Source organism: Pseudomonas sp. efr-133-TYG-23 (assembly GCF_030209215.1).
In the GTDB taxonomy this organism is placed as follows: Bacteria; Pseudomonadota; Gammaproteobacteria; order Pseudomonadales; family Pseudomonadaceae; genus Aquipseudomonas; species Aquipseudomonas rhodesiae.
On record NZ_JARVSL010000034.1, the window covers coordinates 1 to 18,122 of the forward strand.

General features: G+C 59.2%; 19 protein-coding genes. 10 read left to right on the forward strand and 9 right to left on the reverse strand.

Features of this window, described 5'->3' with window-relative positions:
* Positions 1-116: 116 nt before the first annotated feature.
* Positions 117-767 carry a YceH family protein gene (locus QRN41_RS21820; protein ID WP_034137723.1) on the reverse strand — a complete coding sequence of 217 codons (651 nt, stop codon included), beginning with the start codon at positions 765-767 and terminating at the stop codon, positions 117-119.
* Positions 768-884: 117 nt separating this feature from the next.
* On the opposite strand from QRN41_RS21820, the gene QRN41_RS21825 reads away from it, so the two are divergent.
* Complete coding sequence (locus tag QRN41_RS21825; RefSeq protein WP_034137724.1) at positions 885-1,394, forward strand: DUF1993 domain-containing protein; 510 nt, start codon at positions 885-887, stop codon at positions 1,392-1,394.
* A gap of 198 nt (positions 1,395-1,592) precedes the next feature.
* Positions 1,593-4,379 (forward strand): hypothetical protein, encoded by a 2,787-nt coding sequence (locus QRN41_RS21830; protein ID WP_285422132.1) that lies wholly within the window; start codon positions 1,593-1,595, stop codon positions 4,377-4,379.
* Between the two features lie 48 nt (positions 4,380-4,427).
* On the opposite strand, the gene sstT is transcribed toward QRN41_RS21830, so the two are convergent.
* Entirely contained in the window at positions 4,428-5,639 is a 1,212-nt protein-coding gene (gene sstT / locus QRN41_RS21835; RefSeq protein ID WP_034096858.1) for a serine/threonine transporter SstT, read from the reverse strand.
* Positions 5,640-5,871: 232 nt separating this feature from the next.
* On the opposite strand from sstT, the gene QRN41_RS21840 reads away from it, so the two are divergent.
* Positions 5,872-7,029: an MFS transporter gene (locus QRN41_RS21840; RefSeq protein WP_034096859.1), complete on the forward strand. Its 1,158-nt coding sequence runs from the start codon at positions 5,872-5,874 to the stop codon at positions 7,027-7,029.
* A gap of 4 nt (positions 7,030-7,033) precedes the next feature.
* Here the strand turns inward: QRN41_RS21840 and nhaR are convergent, their stop codons facing one another.
* Entirely contained in the window at positions 7,034-7,936 is a 903-nt protein-coding gene (gene nhaR / locus QRN41_RS21845; protein WP_034096860.1) for a transcriptional activator NhaR, read from the reverse strand.
* 134 nt (positions 7,937-8,070) lie between these two features.
* Between nhaR and QRN41_RS21850 the strand changes: the two genes are divergently transcribed.
* From QRN41_RS21850 to mnmH, 4 genes are all read left to right on the forward strand, one after another.
* Positions 8,071-8,322, forward strand: coding sequence for a hypothetical protein (locus QRN41_RS21850; RefSeq protein WP_034137727.1), 252 nt, complete (start codon positions 8,071-8,073; stop codon positions 8,320-8,322).
* Positions 8,323-8,350: 28 nt separating this feature from the next.
* The gene (locus QRN41_RS21855; RefSeq protein WP_034137728.1) at positions 8,351-9,100 is read left to right on the forward strand and encodes a TerC family protein; all 750 of its coding nucleotides are present in this window, start codon (positions 8,351-8,353) and stop codon (positions 9,098-9,100) included.
* A 94-nt stretch (positions 9,101-9,194) separates the two neighbouring features.
* The gene (gene selD, locus QRN41_RS21860) at positions 9,195-10,229 is read left to right on the forward strand and encodes a selenide, water dikinase SelD (RefSeq protein WP_285422133.1); all 1,035 of its coding nucleotides are present in this window, start codon (positions 9,195-9,197) and stop codon (positions 10,227-10,229) included.
* Positions 10,229-11,332, forward strand: coding sequence for a tRNA 2-selenouridine(34) synthase MnmH (mnmH, locus tag QRN41_RS21865; protein ID WP_285422134.1), 1,104 nt, complete (start codon positions 10,229-10,231; stop codon positions 11,330-11,332). Before selD ends, mnmH begins: the two co-directional genes overlap by 1 nt.
* A 156-nt stretch (positions 11,333-11,488) precedes the next feature.
* On the opposite strand, the gene QRN41_RS21870 is transcribed toward mnmH, so the two are convergent.
* Both QRN41_RS21870 and QRN41_RS21875 read right to left on the reverse strand, forming a co-directional pair.
* Positions 11,489-12,544, reverse strand: a complete 1,056-nt coding sequence (locus QRN41_RS21870) for a permease (protein WP_167417952.1) — start codon at positions 12,542-12,544, stop codon at positions 11,489-11,491.
* Between the two features lie 44 nt (positions 12,545-12,588).
* On the reverse strand, positions 12,589-13,290 hold the full coding sequence (locus QRN41_RS21875; RefSeq protein ID WP_040267882.1) for a hypothetical protein: 702 nt from the start codon (positions 13,288-13,290) through the stop codon (positions 12,589-12,591).
* A gap of 253 nt (positions 13,291-13,543) precedes the next feature.
* Here QRN41_RS21875 and QRN41_RS21880 point away from each other — a divergent pair, with 253 nt between their 5' ends.
* From QRN41_RS21880 to hemB, 3 genes are all read left to right on the forward strand, one after another.
* Complete coding sequence (locus QRN41_RS21880; RefSeq protein WP_099313203.1) at positions 13,544-14,242, forward strand: glutathione S-transferase N-terminal domain-containing protein; 699 nt, start codon at positions 13,544-13,546, stop codon at positions 14,240-14,242.
* Positions 14,243-14,245: 3 nt separating this feature from the next.
* Positions 14,246-15,088: a PhzF family phenazine biosynthesis protein gene (locus QRN41_RS21885; RefSeq protein WP_167417951.1), complete on the forward strand. Its 843-nt coding sequence runs from the start codon at positions 14,246-14,248 to the stop codon at positions 15,086-15,088.
* A 117-nt stretch (positions 15,089-15,205) separates the two neighbouring features.
* A complete protein-coding gene (hemB, locus tag QRN41_RS21890; RefSeq protein ID WP_034112899.1) occupies positions 15,206-16,180 on the forward strand; it encodes a porphobilinogen synthase in 975 nt (324 codons plus the stop codon).
* Positions 16,181-16,318: 138 nt separating this feature from the next.
* On the opposite strand, the gene QRN41_RS21895 is transcribed toward hemB, so the two are convergent.
* The 4 genes from QRN41_RS21895 to QRN41_RS21910 form a co-directional block, all read right to left on the reverse strand.
* Entirely contained in the window at positions 16,319-16,627 is a 309-nt protein-coding gene (locus QRN41_RS21895; RefSeq protein ID WP_123480158.1) for a contact-dependent growth inhibition system immunity protein, read from the reverse strand.
* On the reverse strand, positions 16,624-16,956 hold the full coding sequence (locus QRN41_RS21900) for an RNase A-like domain-containing protein (RefSeq protein ID WP_173603441.1): 333 nt from the start codon (positions 16,954-16,956) through the stop codon (positions 16,624-16,626). Before QRN41_RS21900 ends, QRN41_RS21895 begins: the two co-directional genes overlap by 4 nt.
* A gap of 328 nt (positions 16,957-17,284) precedes the next feature.
* On the reverse strand, positions 17,285-17,593 hold the full coding sequence (locus tag QRN41_RS21905; protein WP_167417950.1) for a contact-dependent growth inhibition system immunity protein: 309 nt from the start codon (positions 17,591-17,593) through the stop codon (positions 17,285-17,287).
* The coding region (locus tag QRN41_RS21910) for an RNase A-like domain-containing protein (protein WP_350310309.1) at positions 17,590-18,122 on the reverse strand (533 nt) is incomplete at its 5' end. The genes QRN41_RS21910 and QRN41_RS21905, both read right to left, overlap by 4 nt.

The window sequence follows — 18,122 nt, forward strand, 5'->3', positions numbered from 1 at the left end:
CCAAGCTCAAGGCAAGCGCAGATCCAAGGTGGGAGGGGGCTTGCCCCCGATATAGATCTATCAGGCGATGAGGGTGTTGGCTGGCTCACTGCCATCGGGCCCCCGGCCACACCTATTCAGGCCTGTTCCAACTGTGCCAAGCGTTCCTCCAGCGCGGCGATTCGCGCTTCCAGCTCTTCGATACGTTCGGCGGACACCCCGCTGGCGCCACGCTCCACCGGGCTTGCCCGCGCCGCGATAATCGCCTCGATATCCGCCGGATCGCCCAGCGCATGGGTGTAACGGTCTTCCCGCTGCCCAGCCTGACGCGGCACCAGCACCGCCAGCCCGCGGGCGATCAGGCGTTCGAGCTGGTGCACGACCTGTTCGGTATCCTCGAAATCATGCATGCGAGCGCTGCGAGTGAGCAGTTCGTTGACCGTCTGCGGGCCGCGCAGGAACAACAGCCCGATCAGGATCACCTGGGCCGGCACCAGTTCCAGCGCCTTGTCCACCCGATGTTCCCAGCGGTCGGCACGGCTGCCCATCACCAGGCGAGTGAAGCCTTGGCCTTCCAGCGCACGCAGGCTCTGGCCCACCTGGCCCTGGCTGAGGTTCATCACCGGCTCGCGGCTGGTTTTCTGGTTGCAGGCCAGTACCAGAGCGTTGAGGGTCAGGGGGTAGGTTTCCGGGTTGGTCGCCTGTTTTTCGATCAGGCAGCCCAGCAGGCGGATTTCCGTGCTGTTCAGGCGCGGCTCAGGAGTATCGGTGTCGTGCTCGGCGGTCATCGCGCGTTCCCTATGCAGTGAAGGTCCTTAGCCTATCCCTGAAAAAATAAAAGACAAGCAGCGGGCATGGCTATAATCGCCGCTGGTTGCAACCCCGCCATTACCGATGAGAGTGCCATGACTATTTCCCTGTACGCCGCCTCCGTTCCTGTGTTCAAACAAATGCTCAACGCCCTGAGCGATGTGCTGAACAAGGCCGAAGCCCACGCTACGGCCAAGAACATCGAGCCCAATGCCTTGCTGCAAGCGCGTCTGTTTCCTGACATGTTCCCGCTGGTGCGCCAGGTGCAGATCGCCGTCGACTTCGCCAAGGGCGTTTCTGCGCGCCTGGCCGAGATCGAAGTGCCTAAATATGACGACAACGAAGTGACCTTCGCCGACCTGCAAGCCCTGATCGCCAAGGTGCTGGCCTTTATCGACAGCCTCAAGCCCGAGCAAATCGACGGCAAGGAAGGCATCGAGATCGTCACCCGTCCAGGCACCCCGAAAGAAAAGCGCTTCAGCGGCCAAACCTACCTGCTGACCTACGGCCTGCCGCAGTTCTTCTTCCACGTCACCACCGCGTACGCGCTGCTGCGTCACAACGGTGTGGAAGTGGGCAAGCGCGACTACATGGGCGCTTTCTAAGCTCAAGCGTCAAAAAAGCCCGGCGTCGTTCCACGTTGAACGGCACCGGGTTTTTTTATGGGTGGCGGTTATGAATTCCCTGACCTTGTCGGAAAAGGTTACAGAAGGGCGGTGAACCAAGTCTTTCTGCTGCGGCACTCACCAGGCGATGAGGCATGTGCCTCCACCCAATCCCCGTGAGTGTATGAGAGGCTTTAGATGATCACGACGCCCCACCTGTCAGCTGCTGTATCGCGTTTTTCTTCGTCGGACATGTCCTCGCCTGTGCTGGATAGTCAGGGCGCTTCTTCGGTTTTGCCCGGCCCGAACACCCGAGTCCGGCGAGAGGCGTCGGGCGAGGCAACGGCGGTGGGCCAAACCCTGCCCTCGGAAGCAAATGAAGGAAGCACTGAACAGACGCAGAGCGCCGATAAACGCGATGCGGGCAATCGACGCGACCTTGAGAGGTTCGTGCATGCGTTGCTGAACGTGTACGTAAAGGGCGACAACTATCTGGATGAACAGGCGGCTTTGCATGCTTATCGAAATCCGGGGGGCCGGCCTTATGACCGCGCCCAAGGGTTCACCAATTATTTGCGCAGTCAATGGATCCAACTCGACCCTGATTCCGGCTTTCACCTCAATAACGAGTCAAAGGCCGGGCAGCGCGTGAATCTTTTAGATTTCATTGATGGCCTTGGCTGGGAGCGACCGACCACGATGGCCGAGGTCCGGAATATGAGCGGGGCCGTGTTCCGCCTTTATCGGTCCTCGCCGTTGCCATCCGGCGATCTGGGCGGTGGGTTGTCCTGGCCGATTCCCCTTGATCAATCCACACAAAAAGCGATTCACGAGGCTTCCAGCTCCGACGTGTATCGTTCGCTCCAGCACGGTGACCTGCCGGCGACGAATAACGGAGCGGTGCTGATGCTTCAACGCCATCAATGGTCAGATGCCGAGCTGAAGGATCCGCGCACCGCCCTGCTGAACATGATCAATGCACCGGCCGCACGAACGGTAGGTGAGCAGCTGCGGGCGCGGTTCAACGGGGCCGGCACTCCTCAGGATTGGCTGCTTTCAATGCTTCAGGTGGGGGCCAATGGCCATTCGGTGATGCATCCAAACGAAAAAAACAAGTTGGCCGGCTATGATCTGTCCCAGCGCGATAATTGGGGTAAACCCCTGTCGTCGGTGGTGAAAGGGCTGACTGACCATCTGGCGCAGACCTACGGTCGAAACGCGCCAGTCGTAGCGTATTTGTTGCTGTCACACCACGCGCCAGAGCTGTTGGTCAAAGATGTTCCTGCTTCTGTCACCTATGGTTCGCCGGGATGGGTTGGCCTCAAAGCCATCGTCGCCAAGGCCAACTTCCACACGCCTGGCTCGGCAGCAGGGCAGACCTATGAGGCGTTGGTCAAGAACGACCTTGAGCCCGTTACCAGCGCCGAAAGAGACGTTGAAGCCTTGGCGGGGCGGGAGGCGTTGATCCACTGGGCCGTGGCGGACGGTGCAATTGCAAAGCGCGATGACAACAATTACACGGACGACGAAATTGAGAGGGCGCGCACCCTCTCCAGCGAACGCTTGGAGACCCTGAAAAAAGCCTCCGACGCGCAACGTGAGCCATTAGTGCCCCGTAAGGAAAAAGCGCTGCAGATCCTCAAGGAGCATTTCTCTGCGACATTTCCCAATGTCGATTTTGAAGCCAAGGTGCTGATGCCCACCGAGGCTCATCAGTATTTGCGCGGGCCTTATTCGATTCTGGATATTTTTCTCGAACCGCAATTGCATACCCGCTGGTACTCCACTGACCCGGCGGTGCCCTTTGCGGACATGTTCGAAACGTTCCGGCGCATTCCGCCCATCGACAACTATGAAAAGGAAGTCTCCGACTACTACGACGCGCTTCAGGGGGCCATGGGTGTCACGGTCAAACACTTGATGTCCCAACTTCCTGCGCAGGACAGAGAAGCCCTGGAGTATGGCGAGCTGAGCGTTTATGCCGAAGAAAAAACCATCTCTAGTCGTGAGAGTTGGGGAAAGTATCTGGGGCCTGAAAAAAGGGTGAGTGAGCAGCCCGCTGATAGCCGTTCGTTATTGTTCGTCACGAAGTATGGGGCAACCAAAACGGTCTATGAGGTCAACCCCCAGCAGGGTTATATCCGCAAGCGTACTGATTTGACGGGCGACCTGAAACCGGGTCTGAAGGGTGAATGGTCCGGTCCCTTGACTGAGCGAGCCAATCCCGGCGTCAAGCGAACCTACAGTCGTCCGTCGATTCGCGAAGTGGTGGCAGATGGAGAAGAGGCACAGCAGAAACGACGGGCGCGGGAAAAGGCCCCGGGGCCTGTGCAAACCTTCACGTCTGACCGGACTCAGTACATCACCGATACCGTGCTGAGCAATATCTTCAAACCCGGAGAGCGAGAAGTGCTAGCCCAGAAAGCCAGGGGCGTCACCACATTCGATACCGAAGTAACGGTGTTTGAAGAGATACAGGCGGTGACCCGGACTTTGGTGCCTTTTGCGTCCGCTATCGACAGGTTTCAAAAGGGAAAGGTAGGCGAGGGGCTTGGTTTTCTGGCATTTGACGTGTTGGGGTTTGCGGTGGGAGGCATTTTCGCAGGGGCTAAAATCGCGAGGCTGGGCCCCGGGCTCTCAGGCCGGGCTGGCGGCATCCTGACACGGGGTGCGATCAGCGCGGCCAACCCGTTTGCCGGAGGAAAAGCCATCGTCTCCAGAGGCCTGCCTTGGTGGCAGTCGGCATGGGGCAAAGGGACCTCCACCTGGCGGATCATTGCGGCTAATCTCGGTGTGGACCGGGCTTATCAGGATAAAAAAGACGGCGTCACCGTCGGCACTTATACAAATACCGGCGGTGACTCAATACGTATCTCGGCTCAGTTGGATGAAATAACCGGGAAATGGTACGGCTATGATCGGACAACCCGTTCGCGGTTTGGCATACCGCTCGAAGGCTTCAGTCCTGATAGCACCAGTGCGTGATGCTTTCTCCCCGGGACAGACCTTGAACAGGCCGTCCCGGGGGATCGGTTATCTTTGTTTGCCCAGGCACGCTGCCGCAGTGAACAGCACATCGGTGGACGAATTGAGCGCGGTTTCCGCCGAATCCTGCAGTACACCGATGATGAAACCTACGGCGACCACCTGCATGGCGATCTCACTCGGGATGCCGAACAGGCTGCACGCCAGGGGAATCAGCAACAACGAACCGCCGGCCACGCCCGAGGCACCGCAAGCACAAATGGCCGCGACCACGCTGAGTAACACGGCGGTCGGCAGGTCGACACTGATGCCCAGTGTGTGCACGGCGGCCAGGCTCAGCACGGTGATGGTGATCGCGGCGCCGGCCATGTTGATGGTGGCGCCCAGCGGGATCGACACCGAATAGGTGTCCTCATGCAGGCCGAGGCGCTCGCTCAATGCAAGGTTGACTGGAATGTTCGCCGCCGAGCTGCGGGTGAAGAACGCCGTGATGCCGCTTTCGCGCAGGCACAGCAGTACCAGCGGGTACGGGTTGCGGCGCAGTTTCCAGAACACAATGGCCGGGTTGATCACCAGCGCGACGAACAGCATGCAGCCGATCAGCACCACCAGCAGATGGGCGTAGCCGAGCAGGGCGCTGAACCCGGAGGTGGCCAAGGTGGAGGCCACCAGGCCGAAAATGCCCAGCGGCGCAAAGCGAATCACCACGCGCACAATCAAGGTCACGCCGTTGGACAGGTCATCGAGCACAGTGCGGGTAGTTTCGCCGGCATGCCGGATCGCGATGCCCATGCCAATGGCCCAAGCCAGGATGCCGATGAAATTGGCATTCATCAGCGCGCTTACCGGATTGTCCACCACGCTCAACAACAGGCTTTGCAAAACTTCGCCGATGCCGCCGGGCGCGCTCACAGTGGCGTCATGGGTGGCCAACACCAGCGTTGACGGGAACCACATACTGGCGACCACCGCAACCACGGCGGCGGCGAACGTGCCGAGCAAATACAGGAACAGGATTGGGCGAATATGGGTTTCCTGGCCGTGCTTATGGTTGGCGATCGACGCCATTACCAGCACAAACACCAGAATCGGCGCCACGGCCTTGAGCGCGGTGACGAACACCTTGCCGATAAACCCGGTGGCTTTGGCCGCTTCGGGCAGTAGCAATGCCAGGAGAATCCCGGCGATCAAGCCGATGACGATTTGCGTGACCAGGCTGACGCGGGTCAGGCGTTTAAGGAGCGAAGGGGCAGCAGTCATAAAGAGGTTGTCTCTAGTTTTTTTAATGTGCGCAGCCCCATGAGCAGAAGGGGCTGTAGGAAGCAGGGCGCGAAGTCTAGCATGCTGTGGTGCGTGCTCTGGCGGCTGCGGCATCGCGTCACCCGCTTTGGCCAAAGCCGGACATACTCTGTTAAGCTTCTGGCCTCTCACCTTTCCTATCCGTCAGCGGGCCCTTCGGGCTGTCGTTGATATCGTTGTTTCTGGAGTTTTCATGCTGTTTCCCATCCTGCTGCTGTCGGCCGCCGGTTTTACCGTGCTGACCACGGAATTCATCATTGTCGGGCTGCTGCCATCGATTGCCCGCGACCTGAATGTCAGCGTGTCCCAAGCCGGGCTGTTGGTGACCTTGTTTGCGTTTACCGTGGCGGCGTTCGGGCCGTTTCTGACGGCGTATTGCGCGCGCTTTCCACGCAAGCGTCTGTTTATCAGCATCCTCATTCTGTTCGGCGCGGCCAACGCCGTAGCAGCGCTGGCGCCGAATATCTGGGTGATGGCATTGGCACGACTGATACCGGCCCTGGGCTTGCCGGTGTTCTGGGCCTTGGCCAGCGAGACGGCGGTGGACATCGTCGGCCCGGACTATGCCGGGCGCGCCATTGAGAAGATCGGTTTCGGCATCGTCTGCGCCACGGTGTTTGGCATCCCAGTGGGCACGTTGATTTCCGATGCGTTCGGCTGGCGCACGGCGTTCGCCATTCTGGCGGTGGTGGCCCTGGCCAAGGCCTTGCTGTTGTTCATCTACCTGCCGGTAACCCGGCCGAAGAATGATCAAGTGAGTCTGCGCTCGCAGTTCAAGATCCTGCGCAACCCCTTGATGCAGGGCCATATCCTGCTGTCGATCCTGGTATTCAGCGGTATGTTCACTGCCTATACCTACCTGGCGGACATCCTTGAACGCCTGGCCGGCTTCGATGGCACGTTGGTGGGCTGGTGTCTGATGGGCTTTGGCGCGGTGGGCTTGCTTGGCAATGCCCTGGGCGGCCGTGCGGTGGATCGCCATCCGTTGATCGCATCCATGGTGTTCTGCGGGTTTATGATCGCGGGCATGGTCGCGCTGGTGCCGGCCATTCATTCCACCATCGGCCTGGCGGCGGCGATGGCGGTGTGGGGCGTGACCCAGGCGGCGCTGTTTCTGGTCAGCCATGTGCGGCTGATGAAGGCCGCGCCCCATGCGCCGGCGTTCGCCGCGTCGCTGAACATTGCCGGGGCCAACCTGGGCATCGGCTTGGGGGCGATGGTCGGTGGTCATGTGATCGATACCTTCGGCCTCGGCAGCCTCGGGTTCGCGGCGTCCGGGTTTATCCTGGTGTCGATCCTGCTGGCGCTGTGGCTGATGACCGCCAGGCAGCCGGTGGCGTCCAACGCCTGAGCGGTCAGGGCAGGGCAGTGAACAATTCGCGCCGCGCGCCTTCGGTAATCGCCACGATGCCCGGGTGCTTGACCTTGCGCTCCACCGAGATCGCATAGAACGACTCGGTGACCGCGTCGGTCTGGCCGATCAGCGCCACACCGTATTGGCGCACCACCTCGTCGGCAATCACGCTGGGGGCGATGAAAATCCCGCTGCCGGATTGGCCAAACGCCTGCATCAAGGCGCTGTCGTCGAACTCGCCGATGATCTTCGGCTGGATCTGCTGCTCGGCGAACCAGCGCTGCAAGCGGCTACGCACCACGGTTTCCGCGCCGGGAATCAGCAGCGGCGCGCCGTGCAGGCACTGTGGGAATGGGCCGGTATGGCGGTCGGCCAATGCTTGGGTGGCGAAAAAACTGATGCCGCACTCTCCCAGTTTCTGGCTGTAGCCTTTGATATCCAGGTGCGTGGGCATGGGGCTGTCGGAAATCACCAGGTCCAAGCGCTGGATCGCCAGATCCGCCAGCAGGCGCTCGAGTTTGTCCTCGCGGCAGGTAATACGCAGCGGCTCGCTCAATTCCATGGTCGGTGCGATCAGCCGATAAACGATGGATTTGGGCACCACATCCGCCACTCCGACCCGAAACACAATCTGCTGCTCCTTGGGCTGCGCGCGCAGCATGGCTTCCAACTCATTGCCGGTCTGGAACATCTGTTCGGCGTAGGGCAGCGCTTGCCGCCCGGCTTCGGTCAGCTCCAGTTGGCGCCCGACCCGCTGAAACAACGCGATGCCGAACGTCTGTTCAAGCAGGCTGAGTTGCCCGCTGATGGTCTGGGGCGTGAGGTTTAATTGCTCGCACGCACGCACGATGCTGCCGGTTTTGGCCACGACCCAAAAGTAATGCAGTTGTCGATAATTGAGCATGAGGCTAATCACTTCGTAAAAAGCGAAGTATACGCGGGAAAAATACGAATTTTACTGAAGTGTTGCTCTGCATAGAATGCGTCGCTATCGCGGGGCCACTATTGGGACCCAAGTGTTCTAACGAGGGATACAGCATGAAACTCAATTCTTTCGGCGCGGCCTCGTTGCTTGCGCTTTCATTGGTGATGATCAGCGGTTGCGATCAGGTCGAAAAAAGTGCGCAGCAGGTGATCGGCAAGGCCTCGGAATCGGCTAAGCAGGCAATCGACGATACCCAGAAAGCCGCCGAGCAAGCCCTGAGTGAAGCCACCCAAGGCCTGATCAACCCGCAGAAGAAAGACGATCAGGCGGATAAAACCGACGAATCGAATAGCCAAGAAACCTAATTTTCCAGCACACCACCAGGACTGACCTATGGATTACCTTGTACAACTGGCCGCCAGCCCCACCGCGTGGATCGCCCTGGCGACCTTGATCGTGATGGAAATCGTGCTGGGCATCGATAACCTGATCTTTATCTCGATCCTCACCAACAAATTGCCGCAGAAGCACCGGGCCAAGGCGCGGCGCATCGGTATCAGCATGGCCCTGGTCCTGCGCCTGGGCTTGTTGAGCACCATCGCCTTTATCGTGCAGCTCACTGCGCCGGTGTTCGAGGTGTTCGGCCAGGCGTTTTCGTGGAAGGACATGATCCTGATCGCCGGTGGCCTGTTCCTGGTGTGGAAGGCCACCACCGAGATCCATCACAGCATGGACCCGGAGCCTGAAGAGAAAGAAAGCACCAGCAACGCCGTGACCATCGGTTTTGCGGCGGCCATCGGGCAGATCCTGTTGCTGGACCTGGTGTTTTCCATCGACAGCATCATCACGGCGGTGGGCATGACCGAGCACTTGCCGATCATGATCATTGCCGTGGTGACCTCGGTGATCGTGATGCTGGTCGCGGCCGAACCGCTGGCCAAGTTCATCAACGACAACCCGACGGTGGTGATGCTGGCCCTGGGCTTCCTGATCATGATCGGCATGACCTTGATCGCCGAAGGCTTTGGCGCCCACGTACCTAAAGGCTATGTCTACGCAGCCATGGCGTTCTCGGCGGCCATTGAGTGCCTGAATATCGCCCGGCGCAACCGCCATAAGCGTTTGCTCGCTGCGCGTCAGTAAACCCTGAAACAAACAGGCCGGCTGTGCTCATAAGAGCCCAGCCGGCCTTTTGCTGTCTGGTAGAATCCGCGCACTTGATAGTTTGAGGTCCAGCATGAACGAGCCGATTCGCCTTACCCAATACAGCCACGGCGCGGGTTGTGGCTGCAAGATTTCACCCCAGGTCCTGGAAGTGATCCTCGCCGGTAGCGGTGCGCAGAACCTCGACCCCAACCTGTGGGTGGGCAATGCTTCGCGGGACGACGCGGCGGTGTACGCCATCGACGACGAGCGCGGTGTGGTCTCCACCACCGACTTTTTCATGCCGATCGTCGACGATCCCTTCGATTTCGGTCGAATTGCCGCCACAAACGCCATCAGCGACATCTACGCCATGGGTGGCGATCCATTGATGGCCATTGCGATCCTGGGCTGGCCGGTGAATGTGCTGGCCCCGGAAGTTGCCCGCGAGGTCATCCGTGGTGGTCGCTCGGTCTGCGATGCGGCCGGTATCCCCCTGGCGGGCGGGCACTCCATCGACGCGCCGGAGCCGATTTTCGGCCTGGCCGTCACCGGCATCGTGCAAAAGCGCCATATGAAGCGCAACGACACCGCTACCGCCGGCTGCAGGCTCTACCTGACCAAGCCCCTGGGCATCGGCATCCTCACCACGGCCGAGAAGAAGGGCAAGTTGCGCGAGGCCGATATCGGCCTGGCTCGCGACTGGATGTGCACCCTCAACAAGCCCGGGAGCCGCTTCGGTAAACTGGCCGGCGTCACCGCCATGACCGATGTCACCGGTTTCGGCCTGCTGGGGCATTTGGTGGAAATGGCGGATGGCAGCGGCCTGACCGCACGCATCGAGTACGCCAATGTCCCACTCCTACCGGGGATCGAGGACTATCTGGATCAGGGCTGTATGCCCGGCGGCACCTTGCGCAACTTCGACAGCTACGCCAGCAAGCTCGGGCGTTTGCAGGAACTGCACAAGCGCGTGCTGTGCGACCCGCAGACCAGCGGCGGCCTGCTGATCGCGGTCACCCCCGAAGGCGACGCCGATTTCCACGCCGTGGCCGCCGAACTGGGCCTGAACCTGGCGCCTATCGGTGAACTGGTCGAGCGACAGACCCACGCGGTAGAGGTGGTTTGATGGCAACTGACATCACCGACTATCGCAGCATTTTCCTTAACGACCGGCCGATGATGGATACCCGCGCGCCGGTCGAGTTCGTCAAAGGCGCCTTTCCGGGCGTGGTCAACCTGCCGCTGATGAGCGATGACGAACGCCAGCGCGTCGGCACCTGCTACAAGCAGCAGGGCCAGCAAGCCGCCATTGTCCTGGGGCATGAACTGGTATCCGGCGCGATCAAGGCCGAGCGCATCGAACGCTGGGCGCAGTTCGCTCAGGCTCATCCTGATGGCTATCTGTACTGCTTTCGTGGCGGGCTGCGCTCGCAGATTGTGCAGCAGTGGCTCAAGACAGAGGCTGGTATCGACTACCCGCGCGTCGGCGGGGGTTACAAGGCCATGCGTACGTTTTTGCTCGAAACTATGGAGCAAGCCACCCAGCAGTGTGATTTTGTGTTGCTCGGCGGCATGACCGGCACCGGCAAGACCGAAGTCCTCGGCCACTTGCGCAACGCCCTGGACCTGGAAGGCCACGCCAACCACCGCGGTTCCAGCTTCGGCAAGCGCGCCACGGCGCAACCGTCCAACATCGACTTCGAGAATCGCCTGGCCGTGGACCTGCTGAAAAAACGCGCGGCCGGCATCGAGCAGTTCGTGGTGGAGGACGAAAGCCGCATGATCGGCAGTTGCGCGCTGCCGTTGCCGCTGCACAAAGGCATGCAAACGTATCCGATGGTATGGCTGGAAGACAGCCTGCAAGGGCGCGTCGAACGTATCCTGCGCGACTACGTGGTTGACCTGTGTGCCGAGTTCATTGCCACGTTTGGCGAACAGGGCCAGACGCTGTTCGGCGAGCGGCTGACCCAGAGCCTGGCCAATATCCACAAGCGCCTCGGAGGCGAACGGTTCCAACGCTTGCAGGCGATTCTGCAGGAAGCCCTGGCCGAACAGGCGCGCAGCGGCGCCGTGGACCTGCACCGTGGCTGGATCGAAGGCCTGCTGCGTGAGTACTACGACCCGATGTACGCCTTCCAGCGCGAAAGCAAAGGCGCCCGCATCGAATTCGCGGGCGAGCAGGGGGCGGTGGTGGAATATTTGCGCGAGCGGAGTGCGCGGCGCGAGTGAGGGTGATACCGGGGCCTATCGCGCCGCGTTGCCTGTGGCAGGGGGCTTGCCCTAATGCCAGTCTGTTAAGGCTCAGTTGACCCAGCCCAGGCGATAGCTATCAAAGGTGGGAGGGGGCTTGCCCCCGATAGCGCCCTCAGCCCCCCCACCGCGTGTTTAAAGCACCACCACCGCAATCAACCCGAACACCACGCCCATCAGCATGGTCAGCCCGGCCACCGTTACCAGCACCCGCGCGTCGAAATCCTTGCGTAGCATCAGCAGGGACGGCAGGCTCACGCTCGGCAATGTCATCAGCAAGGCCACGGCCGGGCCGGTGCCCATGCCCAGGGTCATCATGGTTTGTACGATAGGGATCTCGGCCGCCGTAGGAATTACGAACAATGTGCCGACGATCGCCAGCGGCACGAGCCACACCAGGCTGTTGGCCATGGCTCCGTCTACGTGAGGGAACAGCCACACCCGCGCGGCACCGAGGATCAGCACGGCCAGGATGTACACCGGAATGGTGCTCCAGAACAGCTGCCACAACGTCCGCATCCAGCGGCTGAAAAAGGGTTGGGCTTCGACCTGGCTCACATCGGCCACCGCTTCCAGCGCGGCTTCCGGCACCTGATCGGGGCGTGCGATGCGCTGCGCCACCAACGACACCCCCACCACCAGCACAATGCCCGCCACCAGACGTAGCGCGGTAAACCCCCAGCCCAGCACAAAGCCCATGAATACCAGCGTCGCCGGGTTCAGTACCGGGTTGGCGATCCAAAACGCCAGCGCCGCGCCCACCGATACCTGTTGCCGACGCATGCTCGCCGCCACCGGCGCCGCGCAGCAGCTGCACATCATCCCCGGCAAGGCAAACAGCCCGCCGCGTACGGTCGAGCCCAGCCCGGCCCGGCCGAACAGGCGCAGCAGCCAGTCGCGCGGGATCAGCACTTGCAGCAGCGAACCGAGGATTACCGCCAGGACTGCGGCTTTCCAGATCGCCAGGAAATACACCTGGGCATAGGCCAACGCCGCCGCCAGGGGCGAGCTTTGCTGATCATTGAGAATCGAGGCGCCGATGCTGTGGTTGTCGGCGGCCACAAACGCCTTGAAGTAGTAGGGCGACCACTTGACGTAGTAGAGGCCGACACAGGCCACCAGCAGGAACAGCGCCGGTTTCCACCAGAACGACCAGCCCCGGACGGGCTGGGTGGAGAGAAGGTTGGACATGGGGATGATCCGCAGATGAGTCGATAGCCGCGCATCATACGCTGTCAGCTGTCGGCGCTCACCTGTGTCGGCTCTGGGCAGTTCTGTTCGCCGTCGTTCAGGCCCTGTTTGTAGTTGCGGCTCAGCAACGAGGCCTTGCCGTTGTGCCAGGTCAGCGTCAATACGTAGAGGGTGTCGTAGTCGCTGCCGGACCAGTCGTCGGTGATGGTGTGCTTCTCGCCCGACGCCTCACTCGCCACCTTGTTGATCAACTCCGGCAGATAGCCATGGGACCAGGCGGTGTAGATGGTGGCGTTGTGGTATTTGTCTTCGACCAACTCATCGGCCAGGTCGCTGGTGTCATTGGCCGAGAAGTTGATGTTGACCGGCAGGCCCAGCTTGATGGCGCTGGGGCTGATGGTCATCAGTGGGCGAATGTAGCTGTAGGAATTATCCAGCTCGCCTTCTTCGACATTGCGCGTCGGGTTGGCGGCGAACACAAAATCCGCCGGGCCGAATTTTTCCGGCAATACCGTGGCCAGGTTCATCGCGCGGTTCAGGCCCTGGCAATTGAGTTGGCCCAGGCCGCCGGCGGGTTTTTCGCCGTGGCGCAGGAATACCAGGGTCTGCACGCCGTCCACCGGCTGAGCGCGGCTTTCCGGCGCGTCGAGGAGGGCCGCTGTGGCACCGCCGACAAGTAGCAGCGGTAACGTGATGTAGGAATAGCGTTTGAGTCGTTGCACAAGGCGCAGAGGCTTGATCGTCATTTTAGGTTCGAGTCTTCATGCGTCGCGTTAAGGCGGACAAGCCTGGCCCCAGTGACGCACGTGCGTCCCGAGGTGTTCCTTGTCGATCTAGCCAGGTGCCTCCCTTCACCCTATCAGCGCTTTTAAGAGTGCGGCGGGGCGTATTGGTTCGCCCGGACGGGATAATAGCCAGGCGATGTTGCGCATTGATGACCCATGCACGACAGCGCGGGGATGACTATCATGAGGGCTTTCTGCCTCAGGGACTGTCCCGATGAACGCACTTGCCGCATTCCCGATCAACAGCAAATGGCCCGCACAGCACCCCGAACGCTTGCAACTGTATTCGCTGCCTACGCCCAATGGCGTCAAAGTCTCGATCATGCTCGAAGAGTTGGGCCTGCCGTATGAGGCGCACAAGGTCAATTTCGAGACCCAGGACCAATTGTCCCCCGAGTTCCTGTCCCTGAACCCCAACAACAAGATCCCCGCGATCATCGATCCCAACGGCCCGGGCGGTCAGCCGCTGGCGTTGTTCGAGTCGGGGGCGATCCTGATTTACCTGGCGGAAAAAACCAGCCAGTTGCTCTCCGAAGACCCGGCCACCCGTTACGAAACGATCCAATGGCTGATGTTCCAGATGGGCGGCATCGGCCCGATGTTCGGCCAGCTGGGTTTCTTCAACAAATTTGCCGGCAAGAACTACGAAGACAAACGCCCCCGCGATCGCTATGCCGCCGAGTCGCGGCGGTTGCTGCAGGTGCTGGAAAAACGCCTGCTGGGCCGCACCTGGCTTATGGGCGATGACTACAGCATCGCCGACATCGCCACCTTCCCTTGGATCCGTAACTTGATCGGCTTTTATGAGTCCGGCGATCTGGTAGGCATTGCCGATTTCCCTAACGTCCTGCGCGCGCTCGACGGTTTTGTCGCCCGCCCGGCCGTGATCCGTGGCCTGAATATCCCGAGTTGATCCATGCCGACTTTCGATTTCAAACAACTGGATGTATTCAGCAGCGTATCGCTAAAGGGCAACCCGCTGGCCGTCGTCCTCGGTGCCGACAGCCTCAGCGACCAACAGATGGCCGACTTTGCCAAGTGGACGAACCTCAGCGAAACCACGTTTTTGCTGACACCGCGGGACCCTCGTGCCGACTACCGAGTAAGGATCTTTACCACGTTGCAGGAGTTGCCGTTCGCCGGCCACCCGACGCTGGGCACTTGCCACGCATGGCTCCAGGCTGGCGGCGTGCCCAAAGGCGAGGAGATTATCCAGGAGTGTGAAATCGGCCTGGTGCGTATCCGTCGCCAAGGCGCCGAGTTGGCGTTTATTGCGCCGCCGTTGTTACGCTCCGGTGCCGTCGACGCGCCGTTGCTTGAGCGTGTACGCCTGGGGTTGGGGCTGCCGCCGGACAGCATCGTGCGCAGTCAGTGGGTCGACAATGGTGCAGGGTGGCTTGCGCTCATGTTGGCTGATCGTGACCAGCTCCTGGCGTTGCAGCCGGACTATTCACAGCTATTGGGGTTAGCCGTCGGCGTGATCGCCCCGTGCAACCCGGTACGCGACGACGTGGACGCGCAGTTTGAGGTGCGTGCTTTTGTCGCAGGCGATGGCGCCCAGGAAGACCCGGCCACCGGCAGCCTGAATGCCGGCGTCGCGCAATGGCTGCTCAGCGAAGGGCTTGCGCCGCCGTGCTACGTGGTCAGTCAGGGCACGGCCATAGGGCGTGCGGGGCGTATTCGCGTTGAACGTCAAGGCGATGAAATCTGGGTCGGTGGCGCTGTCACCGTGTGCATCGAAGGGCGTCTACAGCTCTAGATCAATACATTATTGCGCCCCTGGCAATACACTGTTGGCCCCTCGGCGTTTGTGCTGCCGGGGCCAATGGGCATAAGCTTTCGCCCCAAAGATTTCTGCCATTTTTTCAGGAAAGCCATGACCAGCCAGTTCCCCCAAGCCCGTCCACGCCGCCTGCGCCGCTCCCCGGAGCTGCGTGGTCTGTTCCAGGAAACCGAGTTCACCCTCAACGACCTGGTGCTGCCGATTTTCGTCGAGGAAGAAATCGACGACTTCGTGCCGATTACCAGCATGCCGGGCGTGCGACGCATCCCTGAGAAAAAACTGGCCGGCGAGATCGAGCGGTTTGCCCGTGCCGGCATCAAGTCGGTGATGACCTTCGGTGTGTCCCACCATCTGGACGCCAATGGCAGCGACACCTGGAAAGAACGCGGCCTGGTCTCGCGCATGTCCTCGATCATCAAGGACGCCGTGCCGGAGATGGTGGTGATGTCCGACACCTGCTTCTGCGAATACACCGACCACGGCCACTGCGGCGTGATGCACGGCGCCCACGTCGACAATGACGCGACCCTGGTCAACCTCGGCAAACAAGCCGTGGCCGCCGCCCGCGCCGGTGCTGATGTGATTGCACCGTCGGCGGCCATGGACGGCCAGGTCCAGGCCATCCGCCGCGCCCTCGACGACGCCGGCTTCACCCATATCCCGATCATGGCGTACTCGACCAAATTCGCCTCGGCCCTCTACGGCCCATTCCGCGAAGCCGGCGGCAGCGCGCTCAAGGGCGACCGCAAAAGCTACCAAATGAACCCCATGAACCGCCGCGAAGCCGTGCGCGAATCCCTGCTCGACGAACAGGAAGGCGCCGACGCGCTGATGGTCAAACCGGCCGGCGCCTACCTCGACATCATCCGCGACATCCGCGAAGCCTCGCGCCTGCCAGTGGCGGCGTATCAGGTGAGCGGTGAATACGCGATGATCAAGTTTGGGGCTCAGGCGGGGGCGATTGATGAGGATCGAGTAGTGCGCGAGACGCTGGGGTCAATCAAGCGTGCGGGGGCGGATTTGATCTTCACGTACTTTGCGATGGATTTGGCGTTGGCGGGGATCTGAAGACAACGCGAGACCGTTGTGGTGAGCAGGCTTGTCCTGCGATGGGCTGCGTAGCAGCCCATGACTTGCAAATAGAAGACTAATTTATTTGACGGTAAATAATATTCCCATAATTAATAAATCTTTCCATTGAATGCGCTATTTTTTAGGGTTGCCGTTCCTTAATGCTGATGCAACATGTTTTAACCATGTTCTGCCATCGTTCCATTCGTTGAGATAATAGTAGTAGCAACCCATCTCGGAAAATAAAAAGTCTTCAAGTTCTTTCTCGGTTTTCTCAGTGGAAATTAATCTTTCCAGTTCTCGTTGCACTATCGTCTTTGTCTCTTCAGAGGAGTCAGAGATAAAGTAATTAATCACGTCATCCGCGCTTTTGTGATCATCCACCCAATCTTGATTGAAATATCCAGCGAGAAATTGCTGTAGCTCAGGGTAGTCTTGGTTCATGGGTTTGGAAAGCCTGTGTGGATGCGGTAGCCATTGGGCATGTTTTTGTCTCTTCGAATGATTAAGTAAATTTCTTTTCCTGGAACTGGTGTTGTAGTTTTCTTTTTAATACTGGTGCCTATTGTTTCTTTGGACTTTTGGATGATTGCCAACTGGTTGTTGCTTCCTTTGAGAAAGTTTTTAATTTTAGTTTTGTTTTCGTTGATTACACTTGATATGGCGAGCTCTGCTGAGGCCCGGTCGTGAAAGGTAGAGGCCGCAGGGATGTTTGGTTCCTGCTTCAAACGGTCAAGCAACTGTTTGTTAGTTCTCCCAACGTGCTTTTCCATCAGATGTCCTCCTGCAGCTTCGTGTGCGGCTAAACCTCCTCCTGGCACTATTACGCTATACGGCCCCTCAGGGCAGTTCGTTTTTTTACAGCTCAGCCCCAGCGGATACACCCAGGCCGTAGGCTTGCTCGGGCCTTGAGCCTGTTTTGTGGTGAGCAGGCTTGCCCTGCGTTGGGCTGCGTAGCATCCCTAAACCAGGCACCGTCCCCCGAGATATCACGTCGCCCTGACTGGGGCGGTTTCACGGCCCGCTGTGAATAAGCTTGCTTGTGATGATCTGCCTTTTAAGTACTTCGCTATTTTCTCTGTTTAAATATTTTTATTGGTTTTACTTTTCGGACAGGTAGCTGTCGAATTTGTGAATTATGTGGTTCAGCCAAAGCGGTCCGGACGCCCACTCATGGGGGTAGTAATAGTAGCAATATTGCTCGTGCAATAGCTTTTCCAGAAAGTCTGATTCGTTTTGGTAAGAGTTAATTAGATCTATGATCTCATTTTTTACTGACATGATAACCTCCTTGGATGAGTCTAGTAGGAAGCTGTCAATGACGTCGTCAGCTGTGGCATGATCCTCTGGCCAGTCTTGGTTAAAATAAGCACCAAAAAATTGTTGAAGTTCGGTTAATTGTTCATTCATTTTTCTATTGGATATCCAGTCAGTAGTAGGTAACCATCGGGCATCTTGGGTTTTTTTATTAGAATTAGCATGAATTTATAGACAGGGACTGACTCTCTTGTGCCTCTTATAACGCTCAGTCCTACCGCTTGATTTGAGTGTTCTCTAATAATGTATTTGTCTTTTGTTCCCTTGAGAAATTTTGATATATCCTGATGGCGAGATAATAAGGCTTTAGATACAAGTCTTTCCGCCTCTTCTAGTGATCTAAATGTCGATGCTGCTGGTATGCTGGGTTCTAAGTCAAGTCTTTCAATTAATTGAGCATCTGTCTGCTCTACGTGTTTCTTAATTAAGTGCCCGCCTGCATCTTCATGTTTGACTAAAGTTCCGCCCGAAACTTTTTTCGTTTGGGTGGTATCTGTTTTCTTGCTAGGACACGCACCTATCTTACAACTTAGGCCCAGCGGATCCACCCACCCCGTAGGGTTAGGTACATACCGATACCCATTAATCCCACCCGCCAACTTCACCGGGTCCGGCGTCAGGT